This is a genomic window from Streptomyces siamensis (assembly GCF_039543605.1).
GTDB lineage: Bacteria > Actinomycetota > Actinomycetes > Streptomycetales > Streptomycetaceae > Streptomyces > Streptomyces siamensis.
This window is the reverse complement of the sequence record NZ_BAABKB010000036.1, coordinates 79,102-90,225: the sequence shown is the minus strand read 5'-3', so window position 1 is coordinate 90,225 and position 11,124 is coordinate 79,102. Positions and strand designations below refer to the sequence as shown.

The following is an 11,124-nucleotide window of genomic DNA, read 5'->3' as shown; positions in this document are numbered from 1 at the left end:
GTCGAAGTCGGAGCCGTCGAAGTCCGAGTCGCCGAAGCCGGAGTCCTCGAAGTCCGAGTCGCCGAAGCCGGAGTCCTCGAAGGCCGAGTCGCCCTCCGAGCCGAAGTCTTCGGCTCCCGAACCGACCGCCACACAGCCCGAATCAACCGCCACACAGCCCGCGCCGACCGCCACGCAGCCCGAACCGACCGCCACGCAGCCGGCTCCGACCGCCACGCAGTCGGCCCCGGCCGCCGAGACACCGACGCTCTCGTCCGGGCCCGTCGCGTCCGCTCCCTTCTCGCAGGAGCCGGCCCCGTCGGAGCCCGTCGAGACGGCCCAGGAGCCGGGGCAGACCGGCGAGCAGCCCGGTGAAACCGCACAGGAGCCGGCCGAGACCGAAGGGCCCGCCGACACGGGCGGTGGGGCCTGAGGGGCGACCCTCCCTCCCCACCCACGCCGCCCGCGACCGGACCCGTGGCCCCACGGATTCACGTATTCACGTATTCACGTATTCACGTATTCACGTATTCACGGAGTCCGGGATTCACCGAGAGCGGAACGCCGATCCCTTCCCGTCCGGCCCAGCCCTTCTAGGCTGAAGGGGTGAGCAACGAAGCGCCCGACGAAGCCCGAGTCATCCCCCTGCGCCCGGCGGCCGGGTCCGGTCCGGTCCGGGCGGTGCCCGTCGCCCCCGCCCCGGAGCCGCGACGGGCCGGGCCGGTCCTCGCACCGCGTCCGGTGCCGCAGGCGCCCCCGGGACGCGAGCCGTTCGGGGGCAAGGAGCCCCTGTGGCGCGACCTCGTGGGCGACGTCCTGCGGCGCGAACGGCTCGCCCAGGAGCGCACGCTGAAGGATGTGGCCGAAGAGGCCCGGATCTCCATGCCGTACCTGTCGGAGCTGGAGCGCGGGCGCAAGGAAGCATCCTCCGAAGTGCTCGCGGCGGCCGCGCGCGCCCTCGGCCTCGGTCTCACCGATCTGCTGTCGCTGGCCCAGGACGAACTCGTCCGGCTGGACCGGCTCGCCGGACTCGGACCGGGCCGCCGCACCTCGGTGACCTCCACCTCGGTGACGCCGGCCGCGAGGCCGTCGACGTCCGGGTACGACGGCATGTGCCTGGCCGCCTGACTCCGGCCGGCGCCGACGGCACGGAGAGCCGCGCCGTCGGCACCGCGAGTCGCCCGTCAGAGCACCGCGAGCCGTCGGCTCAGCACCTCGTCCGCGAGTCCGTAGGCGACCGCCTCGTCCGCGGTGAAGATCTTGTCCCGGTCCATGTCCGCGCGCAGGGTCGCGATGTCGTGGCGGGTGTGCCGGGCGAGGACCTCCTCCACCTGGGAGCGGATGCGGATCATCTCCTTGGCCTGCACGCTCAGGTCCGAGACCGTGCCCTGGCGCCCGCCGCTGGCCGGTTGCCCGAGCAGGACGCGCGCGTGCTCCAGCACGAACCGTCGCCCCGGGTCGCCCCCGGCCAGGAGCACCGCCGCCGTCGAGGCCGCCTGCCCGACGCAGAAGGTGGAGATGGGCGCCTGGACGAACGTCATCGTGTCGTAGATGGCCATGAGCGAAGTGAACGAACCCCCGGGCGAGTTGATGTAGATCGCGATCTCGCTCTCCGGGCTCGACGACTCCAGATGGAGGAGTTGCGCGATGACGACGTTCGCGACCCCGTCGTCGATCTCCGTGCCGAGGAAGATGATCCGTTCGGACAGCAGACGGCTGAAGACGTCGTACGACCGCTCGCCCTGCGGGGTCCGCTCGACGACGTTCGGGATCGTGTACGTACCCATGTCAGAGCCCCATCCTTCGCCGTGAGGCGGCCGGGCGGACGTCGTCGAGCGACTCCACGACCCGGTCCACCATGCCGTACACCCGTGCCTGTTCGGCCGTGAACCAGCGGTCGCGGTCGCCGTCCCGGGAGATGGTCTCCTCGCTCTGCCCGGTGTGCTCGGCGGTGATCCGCTCGATCGCCTTCTTCGTGAACTCCAGGTTCTGCGCCTGGATCTCGATGTCGGCCGTGGTGCCGCCGATGCCGGCCGACGGCTGATGCATCATGATCCGCGCGTTCGGCAGCGCGTAGCGCTTGCCGCGCGTGCCGACGGTGAGCAGGAACTGCCCCATGCTCGCCGCGAATCCCATGACGAGCGTGGACACGTCGTTGGGGATCAGCCGCATCGTGTCGTAGATCGCCAGGCCGGCGGTCACCGAACCGCCGGGGCTGTTGACGTACAGACTGATGTCGGTGCGCGGGTCCTCCGCGGACAGCAGGAGCAGCTGGGCGCAGACCCGGTTCGCGGAGACCTCGTCGACCTGTGTGCCGAGGAAGACGATCCGCTGTCCGAGCAGTTGCGCGGCCAGGTGGTCGTCGAAGCGGGACGGCGGGGTGTCGCCCTCCTCGGCCCGCGGCGCGTGGGCCGGGTAGCGGCCCGTGACGAGTGCAGACATCGGTCCTCCTAGTGGTGAGGCGGCCGACGTGGGTGGCCGCGCCCTCCACTCTCGGCCCGGCCTCGCGGCCGTGTCCGGTTTCTCTGCCCGCGGCAGATCTGCCACGGGCAGAGGCCGGCACGACCCGGCCGGCCCGCCGATCTGCCGCACTGTGGCCGTGAGGCATCACCGGCCCCGGTGTCCGGGCCGGGCGGCAGACGGTGACCGGCGCGGCGGCCGCCGGGCGGGGCGCCGGGCATTCGTCACCCGAACGGTCCGCGGTCCACCGATGAGTTTGCGGGCGACGACCGGTCGATACGGGTAAGGATGACGTCCCGCCCGAGGAGGTACAGATGCCCGCCGACGGATTCACCACGTGCCTGTGGTTCGACGGCCAGGCCGAGGAGGCCGCCCACTACTACGTCTCGATCTTCAAGAACTCCAAGCTCGGCAGGATCGGCCGCTACACCGAGGCGGGGCCCGGCCCTGCCGGATCCGTCCTGGCCGCCGAGTTCGTGGCCAACGGACAGAAGTTCGTCGCGATCAACGGCGGCCCGGAGTTCACGTTCGACGAGGCCATCTCGTTCCAGATCCACTGCGCGGACCAGGAAGAAGTGGATCACTACTGGAACAAGTTCGTCGAGGACGGCGGCGAAGCGGGCCCGTGCGGCTGGATCAAGGACAAGTACGGCCTGTCCTGGCAGGTCGTGCCCAGCCGGCTCATCGACCTGATCAGCGACCCGGACCCGCAGAAGGCGACCCGCACGGTCCAGGCGATGTACCGGATGTCCAAGCTGGACATCGCGGCCCTGGAGAAGGTGTACGCGGGCGAATAGCGGGCCGATCGGGCCCCGACGGGCCGCACGCCCGCAGCCGCGCGGTCGTGCGGCCCGCCCGAGCCGGCAGCGTTCCGGTGTCCGGGCGGACCGGGCGCCCTCAGACGGGCTGACCGCTGTACAGAGCCGCGTAGGCACCGCCGCGCCGCAGCAGTTCCTCGTGCGAGCCGATCTCCCGGATGACGCCGTCCCCCATCACGACGATGCGGTCGGCGCCCCGGACGGTGGACAGCCGGTGCGCCACGACGAACGTGGTGCGGCCGCGCAGCAGCCGGGCCAGCGCCTGCTGGACGAGGGCCTCGGAGTGCGTGTCCAGTGCCGAGGTGGCCTCGTCGAGGATGAGGACCCGGGGATCGCGGATCAGCGCCCGCGCGATGGCCAGCCGCTGGCGCTGCCCGCCGGACAGCCGCGCCCCGTGCTCGCCCACCACGGTGTCGAGGCCCTGGGGCAGCCGGTCGACGAACTCGAGCGCGTTCGCGTCGCGCAGGGCCTGCCGCACCACCGTGTCCCCGGCGTCGTCCATGCCGTACGCCACGTTCTCCCGGACGGTGCCGTCGAAGAGGATCGACTCCTGAGGGACGACCGAGACGAACCGCCGGTAGGTGCGCAGATCCAGGGTGCTCATGTCGGTGCCGTCGAGCAGCAGGCGGCCCGACCCGGGGCGGACGAAACCGATGACGAGGTTCAGCACCGTGGACTTGCCCGCCCCCGAGGCGCCCACCAGGGCGACGGTCTCGCCCGGGGCGACGGAGAGGGTGAAGTCCCTTACGGCGGGCCTGCCTTCCTCGTAGGCGTGCCCGACACCCTCGAAGACGACGGCCCCTCGCACGGACGTCACCTCCGACTTGCCCTCGTTGTCCTCCAGTTCGGGTGCCTGGAGGACCTCGCCGACCGAACGCACCGACTCCAGACCTTTCGTGATGACCGGAGCCAGCCCCGCGAGGGTCGTCGTGGAGTTGGTGAGGGTGGTCAGGAGGGCACTGAGCATGACGACGTCGCCGGGCGTGACGCCCCACACGCCGTAGTACGACACCAGTGCCGCGCAGGTGAGGAAGACCACGCCGACGACGTTGAGGAACACCCAGGCCAGCGAGGCGAACCGGCCGTTGAGCAGGTCGAGTCGGAGCCCGGAGTGGAGCACCTGCCGCAGCGTGCCGTCCATACGGCGCAGTGCCTTTCCCTCCAGCCCGTGCGCCCGGGTCACCGGGATGAGCCGGGTCATCTCCGTGACCCGCGACGACAGATGCTCGACCTCGTGGCGGAAGTGCTCGTTCTGCGAGCGCAGCCGGGTCCGCAGCCGGGCGACGAGCAGGGCCGCGACCGGCACGACGCACACGAACACGGGCACGAACTCGGGGGTGCGGACGGCGATCACGACGAGGCCGCCGGTGAGTACGGTGAGCGCGCCGAGTCCGGTCTCGGCGGTCTGCTGCACCATCTGCTCGACCGTCTCCACGTCGCGGACGACCTTGGCCTGGAGCACGCCGGCGCTGACCCGCGAGTGGTAGCCGATGGACAGTTGCTGCATGCGGGTGCACAGCGCCGACCGCAGATCGGTGCCCATGCGGCGCACGCTGCCGTACAGCAGCCGCACGTACAGCAGGTGCAGCGGGATGTTGACCAGCAGGATGAACAGGATGACCCCGGCGCTCAGCCACATCCGGCCGATCGGCTGGTGCTGGACGACGGTGTCGATGATGGCCGCGGTGATCAGCGGCAGGAGCCACACCGGACTGTGCTTCACGGTGAAGACCACGAAGGCGCCGGCGAGCCGGCGGCGGTCGGCGCGGAACAGGTAGGCAAGGGTGCGGATCGGGTGCTCGCCCCGGTAACGGTGGTCGAGCGGTCTCTCGGACGACGCCATCGGCGATGGTCCTCCCCAGTGGCCGAGTAGAGGGCAAGCGCTTACTGCCCGGACGGCGGGCAGGTACACCCGTCGGGCGCCACGGAAGACCCCGGATTTCCCGGAAGTCGGACCCGGATGTCCGGGAGGGTCACTCTTCTTCCATGACCGGCCGTCGGCGCGCGTCGGCGGCTAGACTGCTCCGGCACCAGCCGCACCGGGGGGAATCGGGGGACACGGTGGGCGACGGCCCGACACGTCGGATGGACCTCCTGCTGGAGGGCGACGCGGACAGTGACCAGGAGGAACTGGACGCACTCACCCGGCACTTGCGGGAACGGCTGCTGGAACTCGAGGTGGAGCGAGCCGAGTTGAACCGATCGGGCGCAGTGCCCGATCGTGCCAAGCCGGGTGAGGTGATCGCCGTCGGAGCGCTCGCGGTGACCGCCGAGCCGGCCGTCCTGCGCGGCGTCGTGCAGATGGTGGCGTCATGGCTCCGCAACCGGCCCGTCCGCGCCGCCGGCATCTCGATCGGCGAGGACCGCCTCGAACTCCGGGGGGTCTCGTCGGACGGCCAACGGGACCTGATCGAGGCCTTTTTCGCCCGCCACCTCGCGCTTCCGCCGGCCTCGGCGGATCCGGCCCAGGGAGCCGCGCCGGCATCCGGGAGCGGCACGGCGCAGGGGGTCTGAGCCGGCCGCCGGGCGGCATCGCGGGCCGGGTGAACCCTGCCGGCCGGGACCGGGTCAGCCGGTGTGATCGGCGACCACGCGGGTGATCTCCCGCGTGATGCGCTGGATCCCGGGGGAGCGGACCGGGCAGGGCTTCGGGGTGGTCGTCGTGGGGGCCAGGCAGAAGTGCAGGTAGTCGTCGTCGCGGTGGAGGGCCGTGCGGTCGCTGCCGGGCTGGGTGCAGTACGTCGGATGGGCGCGCTCGTACGACGTGCAGGGCACGTACTGCGTCCAGGTGTAGCGGGCCGACGTCGCGCTCACCGTCCTGCCCGCGTCCGCCACGAGATCGCCGGAGGCGCGGGCCCGGGCCTCGTACAGCTCGTTCACCTTTTGGACCCGGGCGGGGGTGATCGGGTCGGGCCCCTGGAGCACCCACACGATCCGGGGCCGTGAGGCGCCGTCCGCCGCCTCGGCTATCTGGTCCGTCAGCCGCTTCATGTCCGCCTCGTACCGCTGGAAGTACGGGCCGCGCTGCTTGTCGTAGGTGATGCCGTCCATGCAGGGGGTGTAGCCCCAGGAGTTGCCCCAGAACTGCAGCACCACGAAGTCCGGCCGCAACGAACGCACCAGGGCGGCCGCCTTGTCGCCGGCCGGCACGAGCGACTTCGCGCCGGTGCCTTCCAGGTAGTCGCACAAGGTGGTGCCGGAGCGGGGGGCACTCGTGTAGCGCGCGTGCAGCCGGTCCCGGAGCAGCCCACCGAGGACCTTCTGGTTCTCCATGGCGAGCGAGTCACCGAGGTAGAGCACCTTCGGTGCCTTCGCGGGGGTGCCCGCCTCCGGGGACGCCGCCGCACCCTGATGAGTGGTCCGCGCCGAGGGTCCTGTGCCGTCCGGCACGGCGGGAGCGGGCGGGGACGCCTCCGGGCTCGACGCGGGGTCGCCGCACGCGCCGAGCAGCAGCCCGGCCAACAGCACCCCCACGATCCACGGCTTCCGCATACGGCAACTCCCGCCCCGTCCACCGAAAGGGTTCCCCAGGCAAGCACAGGCGGGCGCAAGGCGGAAGACACACGTCGGCCATGCGGCGCGCCCGCGGCGGGCACGGGCGGCAGGAGGCACGAGGGCGCGGTCCGGAAAGCGGGCGGACTGCCGGAACCCGACGGCGTCCGTCACCGCTCGGGGAGCGTGCCGCCCAGCAGTTCCAGCAGGTCCACCAGCGGAAGCGGCTTGGCCAGATGGGCGTCGAACCCGGCGCTGCGAGACTCGCCCTGGTCGGAACCCCGGCTGAACCCGGAGATCGCGATCAGCCGGACCTTCCCGCCGTGCGGCCGCGACCGCACCGCTCGCGCGACCGCGTAACCGTCGATGTCCGGCAGGCCCAGGTCGCACAGGACGACGTCGAACAGGTGGGCCCGGGTGGCCGTGATCGCGTCCTCGCCGGTGTGCACGACGGTGACGTGGTGGCCCTGCCGCTCCAGCAGGGTGCGATAGGTCGTGGCGAGGTCGGTGTTGTCCTCGACGATCAGGACGGCCAGCTGCTTCGGCACGGTACGGGACCGCGGCGCGCGGCGCGGCTCCGGCACCGTCGCGGTCGCGGTCGCGAGCGGGAGCACCGCCGTGAACGTGGCACCGGTACCCGGGCCTACGCTGTGCGCGGAGATCCGGCCGCCGTGGAGTTCGACGATCGTACGGGCCACGGAGAGACCCAGGCCGAGTCCCTCGGGTGTGCTCGGCCCCGCCGGAGCGGCGCGCATGAAGACGCCGAACAGTTCCTCGGCCTGTCCGGGCGCGAAGCCGATCCCGTCGTCCACGACGGTCAGATTCGCCCGGCCCTCCGCCACCGACAGACTTACCCGCGTACTCCCGCCCGCGAGCGTGTACTTGAGCGCGTTGGACAGCAGATTCGTCAGCACCTGGGCCAGCCTCAGCCGGTCCCCGTCCACGAGCACCGGCTCGGCGGGCAGGTCGACGTCGAGCGTGCGGCCGTCGTGGTCGAACAGACCGCGGATGTCCGCGCAGGCGCCCGCGACCACCGGGCGCAGGTCCGTCCGCCCCCGTACCAGCTCCAGCCGCCCGGTCACCGCCCGCGTCCCGTCGAGGAGGTCGTTGCTCATCCGCACCAGCGTGCCGAGCTGGCGTTCCAGGACGGACAGCGCCGGATGGCCCTCGGGCAGGTCCAGGGCGAGCAGTTCGGTGGCCGCGGTGGCGGCGGCGAGCGGATTGCGCAGTTCGTGCGAGAGGGTCGCGATGAACCGGTCCTTGGCCTGCTGCTCCTCCCGCAACGTCCGCCCTGCCGCGTCGAGTTCGGCATTGGCGCGACTCAGCTGCTCGTTGACCTCACGGATCTCCCTGGCCCGTACGAAGAGATCGATCTCCATGTCCTCGGCGCGCGTCCGTGCCGCCTCCTCCGCGCGCTTCCGTTCCTGCCCGGCCCGGCGCAGCCGGACGAACTCGGTGACGTCCTCGACGCGGTGGATGATGTGGGTGACCGTGCCGTCCGCGTCGGTCACCGGCGTGTTGACCGGGCTCCAGTACCGCTCGGCGAACCCGCCCGCCTCACCCGTCGGGATGTCGTAGCGCTGGAGGGCCATCGTGTCCGTCCGGCGGGTCTCCAGCACGGACCGCAGCGAGCGACGCAGATTGGCGACGCCGTCCGCAGACGGGTCGTCCGGATTGTCGGGGAACACCTCGAAAATGGGACGCCCGACGATGCTCCGCTCGGTGCGGGTGGCGTTCAGGTAGGCCCGGTTGACCTCCACGATCGTGAAATCGGGTGCCAGTACGAGGAGGGGCGAGAGCGTCGTGTCGAAAAGATTCCTGAAGTCGGGTACGGGATAAGGGGTGTTCGCAGACATGGCGGCCCTCAGGGATCGAGTCGGTAACCGAAGCCCCGCACCGTGGTGATCCGCGGTGCGGGCGTGGGGACCGCGGCGAGCTTGCCGCGCAGCCGGTAGACGTGCTCGACCACGGTCGCCGAGGGCTGCCAGGACGCGCCCCAGACCTGCTCGAGCAGCTGTTCCGCCGAGAAGACCCGGCCGGGGGAGCGGGCCAGCAGCTCCAACAGGGCGTACTCCTTGGGACGTAGCGCCAGTGGGACGCCCGCGACGGTCGCCCGGTGGGCAGCCGTGTCCACACGCAGTGCCCCGGCCTCCAGGACGACCGGCACGTCGGGCGGCTCGGAACGGCGCAGCACCGCACGGATCCTGGCGACGAGTTCACGCTGCGAGAAGGGCTTGACCAGGTAGTCGTCGGCGCCGATCTCCAGGCCCGCCACCCGGTCCGTCTCCTCGCCGCGCCCGGAGACGACGATCACCGGGAGACGGCTGGTGGAACGCAGGGCACGCAGCAGTTCCAGCCCGCTGCCGTCGGGCAGCCCGAGATCGAGGACGACCAGGTCGATGCCGCCGTCGTGCATGGCGGACTTCCCGGCACGCGCGTCGGCCGCCCAGCGGACCGTGAATCCCGCACGCTCGAGATAGGAACTGCACATCAGTGCGAAGTCGGTGTCGTCCTCGATCAACGCGAGGTGAGGTCGCATCCCACACCCGGTCCAGCTGCCGCCCGCCCCGTGTTGTTGCTCGGGTGAGCGGGCGTTGATGCCCCGACCATGTGGTGAAGGTAGAACAGGAACCGCCCACGGTTCAAGGGGGAACCATCCGGGGGGAGTTCGGCGCGGGCTCGTGCGGTGCGGGGAGCGAAGCACCGCCGCACGAACCCGCGCCGGCGCACGCCCACATCCTGGCGTGACCGCGTGACCGCGTGACCGCGTGACCGCGTGACCGCGTGACCGCGTGACCGCGTGACCGCGTGACCGCGTGAGTGCGCGGGGCGCCGGTTGTACCCCGAGCCGCGTACGCCTTGGCGGCCGGTGCCACGTCCGCGTCTGTGCCCGTGCCCGTCGGACGGCCGACAGGCGTCACGCGGGGCCGAGGCCGTGACCGGTGTCCAGCTGCCTCACGGACGGCAGGGCCGTTGCCCACGCCCGGCCCCCGCCCACCCTGCCGCGGCCGGGCCCGCCGCAGGCCGTCGAGGAGTCCGCGTTCGCCGCACGTCGATGAGGACCCCGAGCCCGCCGCGGCCCCGGCGCGGTGGGCCGGGGCGGTGTCACGTCGTCGGCCGGTGGCGGATGCGGGCCGCGAGTACCGCCACGTCGTCCTCCGCGTGCCGCGCGTCGAGCTTGGCGAGGATCGCGTCGAGCAGGTCGTCGACGTTCGCCCCCGGCGGCAGGCGCAGTCCGGCCAGCCGGGCCAGCGACTCGTCGATGTCCTCCCCGCGGTGCTCCACGAGACCGTCGGTGAACATCACCAGGGTGTCGTCGGGCGCCAGCGCGCGGCCGGCCTGTTCGTAGCCGCCGACCCCCGTGCCGAGTGGAGGGCCGACGGGCAGGTCCACCAGTTCGCCGGTGCCGTCGCCGCAGAACACCACCGGGGGCAGGTGCCCGGCGCTCGCGAGCGAGGCCACGCCGCGCGCGGGGTCCACACGCACGAGCAGACTGGTGGCGGGCCGCCGGGTGCCGTCCTCGGCGACGGCCGCGTCGAGCCGGCGCAGCACCCGGTGCGGCGGCAGGTCCGTGGCCGCGACGTAGCGCAGCATCGAGCGGTACGCGTTCATGTCCACCGCCGCGTCCAGTCCGTGCCCCATGACGTCGCCCACGACCAGCAGGGTGCGCCCGAAGTGCAGCCGCACGGTCTCGAACCAGTCCCCGCCGACCAGGGTGCTGCCCCCGGCCGGCAGATAACGTGTGGCCAGCTCCAGGTTCGGATGCGGGCGACCCGGCTCGGCGAGCAGTGCACGCTGGAGGGACAGGACCGTGGTGCGCATGGCGCCGTGCCGTCGCGCATGGCCCAGGTGGACGGCCGCGAGACGGGCCGCGTGGTGCGTGCGCGACGTCTCCGCGTCACTGAAGGCGGGCCCCCGCCGGACGGCGACGAGCACCCCGTACTGCTGCCCGTGGGCGAGCAGGGGCACGGTCATGACCTGCCGGGGAACCCGTCCGGACAGATCGAGCGAGGTGGCGATCGGGTGCCCTTCCTCCAGCGCCCGGACGGACAGGGGGCGGGGTCCGTGTGCCGGGGGGAGCAGCTCGACGCGGCCCGCCGTGGCGACACGCGACAGGTCCGGATCGGGCGGGCACGGGGCTGCCGGGACGTCCGTCGGCAACAGATCGACGGCTGCCGCGTCGCAGAAGTGACGGCACACGAACGCGACGAGCTCGGCGCAGGTGGCCGGCTCCTGCAGCGTGGTCCCGATCGACTCGACGGCGTCGACGAGCGCGTCGGGCGGCGGCCCCGCACTCGCGGCGGCGCCCGGTGCCTCGGCCGGCGCCCCCGTGCCCGCGGTGGCGTCACCGCCCCGGTCCGTCATGCCTCCTCCC

General features: G+C 72.2%; 11 protein-coding genes. 3 read left to right on the top strand and 8 right to left on the bottom strand.

Annotated elements, in window-relative coordinates:
* The coding region (locus tag ABEB03_RS36220; RefSeq protein WP_345657150.1) for a hypothetical protein at nucleotides 1-195 on the bottom strand (195 nt) is incomplete at its 3' end.
* Nucleotides 196-585: 390 nt separating this feature from the next.
* Here ABEB03_RS36220 and ABEB03_RS36215 point away from each other — a divergent pair.
* The gene (locus ABEB03_RS36215) at nucleotides 586-1,107 is read left to right on the top strand and encodes a helix-turn-helix domain-containing protein (RefSeq protein WP_345657149.1); all 522 of its coding nucleotides are present in this window, start codon (nucleotides 586-588) and stop codon (nucleotides 1,105-1,107) included.
* 56 nt (nucleotides 1,108-1,163) lie between these two features.
* Here ABEB03_RS36215 and ABEB03_RS36210 read toward each other — a convergent pair whose 3' ends face one another.
* Together ABEB03_RS36210 and ABEB03_RS36205 are read right to left on the bottom strand one after the other, a co-directional pair.
* Nucleotides 1,164-1,766, bottom strand: coding sequence for a ClpP family protease (locus tag ABEB03_RS36210; RefSeq protein ID WP_345657148.1), 603 nt, complete (start codon nucleotides 1,764-1,766; stop codon nucleotides 1,164-1,166).
* Nucleotide 1,767: 1 nt separating this feature from the next.
* Entirely contained in the window at nucleotides 1,768-2,421 is a 654-nt protein-coding gene (locus tag ABEB03_RS36205) for an ATP-dependent Clp protease proteolytic subunit (protein ID WP_345657147.1), read from the bottom strand.
* A 332-nt stretch (nucleotides 2,422-2,753) separates the two neighbouring features.
* Here ABEB03_RS36205 and ABEB03_RS36200 point away from each other — a divergent pair, with 332 nt between their 5' ends.
* Nucleotides 2,754-3,236 (top strand): VOC family protein, encoded by a 483-nt coding sequence (locus ABEB03_RS36200; RefSeq protein ID WP_028799433.1) that lies wholly within the window; start codon nucleotides 2,754-2,756, stop codon nucleotides 3,234-3,236.
* 100 nt (nucleotides 3,237-3,336) lie between these two features.
* Here ABEB03_RS36200 and ABEB03_RS36195 read toward each other — a convergent pair whose 3' ends face one another.
* A complete protein-coding gene (locus tag ABEB03_RS36195) occupies nucleotides 3,337-5,100 on the bottom strand; it encodes an ABC transporter ATP-binding protein (RefSeq protein WP_345657146.1) in 1,764 nt (587 codons plus the stop codon).
* Between the two features lie 242 nt (nucleotides 5,101-5,342).
* Here ABEB03_RS36195 and ABEB03_RS36190 point away from each other — a divergent pair, with 242 nt between their 5' ends.
* Complete coding sequence (locus ABEB03_RS36190) at nucleotides 5,343-5,771, top strand: hypothetical protein (protein WP_345657145.1); 429 nt, start codon at nucleotides 5,343-5,345, stop codon at nucleotides 5,769-5,771.
* Between the two features lie 54 nt (nucleotides 5,772-5,825).
* Here ABEB03_RS36190 and ABEB03_RS36185 read toward each other — a convergent pair whose 3' ends face one another.
* The 4 genes from ABEB03_RS36185 to ABEB03_RS36170 form a co-directional block, all read right to left on the bottom strand.
* Complete coding sequence (locus tag ABEB03_RS36185; RefSeq protein ID WP_345657144.1) at nucleotides 5,826-6,749, bottom strand: SGNH/GDSL hydrolase family protein; 924 nt, start codon at nucleotides 6,747-6,749, stop codon at nucleotides 5,826-5,828.
* A gap of 170 nt (nucleotides 6,750-6,919) precedes the next feature.
* Entirely contained in the window at nucleotides 6,920-8,605 is a 1,686-nt protein-coding gene (locus ABEB03_RS36180) for a hybrid sensor histidine kinase/response regulator (protein ID WP_345657143.1), read from the bottom strand.
* Between the two features lie 8 nt (nucleotides 8,606-8,613).
* Nucleotides 8,614-9,288: a response regulator transcription factor gene (locus ABEB03_RS36175; RefSeq protein WP_345657142.1), complete on the bottom strand. Its 675-nt coding sequence runs from the start codon at nucleotides 9,286-9,288 to the stop codon at nucleotides 8,614-8,616.
* Nucleotides 9,289-9,854: 566 nt separating this feature from the next.
* Entirely contained in the window at nucleotides 9,855-11,114 is a 1,260-nt protein-coding gene (locus tag ABEB03_RS36170) for a PP2C family protein-serine/threonine phosphatase (RefSeq protein ID WP_345657141.1), read from the bottom strand.
* Nucleotides 11,115-11,124: the final 10 nt, after the last annotated feature.

Bases quoted from the DNA above. Each gene is read 5' to 3' on its own strand.
- ABEB03_RS36210 (WP_345657148.1), bottom strand. From the start codon at position 1,766: ATGGGTACGTACACGATCCCGAACGTCGTCGAGCGGACCCCGCAGGGC.
- ABEB03_RS36205 (WP_345657147.1), bottom strand. From the start codon at position 2,421: ATGTCTGCACTCGTCACGGGCCGCTACCCGGCCCACGCGCCGCGGGCC.
- ABEB03_RS36200 (WP_028799433.1), top strand. From the start codon at position 2,754: ATGCCCGCCGACGGATTCACCACGTGCCTGTGGTTCGACGGCCAGGCC.
- ABEB03_RS36195 (WP_345657146.1), bottom strand. From the start codon at position 5,100: ATGGCGTCGTCCGAGAGACCGCTCGACCACCGTTACCGGGGCGAGCAC.
- ABEB03_RS36190 (WP_345657145.1), top strand. From the start codon at position 5,343: ATGGACCTCCTGCTGGAGGGCGACGCGGACAGTGACCAGGAGGAACTG.
- ABEB03_RS36185 (WP_345657144.1), bottom strand. From the start codon at position 6,749: ATGCGGAAGCCGTGGATCGTGGGGGTGCTGTTGGCCGGGCTGCTGCTC.
- ABEB03_RS36180 (WP_345657143.1), bottom strand. From the start codon at position 8,605: ATGTCTGCGAACACCCCTTATCCCGTACCCGACTTCAGGAATCTTTTC.
- ABEB03_RS36175 (WP_345657142.1), bottom strand. From the start codon at position 9,288: ATGCGACCTCACCTCGCGTTGATCGAGGACGACACCGACTTCGCACTG.
- ABEB03_RS36170 (WP_345657141.1), bottom strand. From the start codon at position 11,114: ATGACGGACCGGGGCGGTGACGCCACCGCGGGCACGGGGGCGCCGGCC.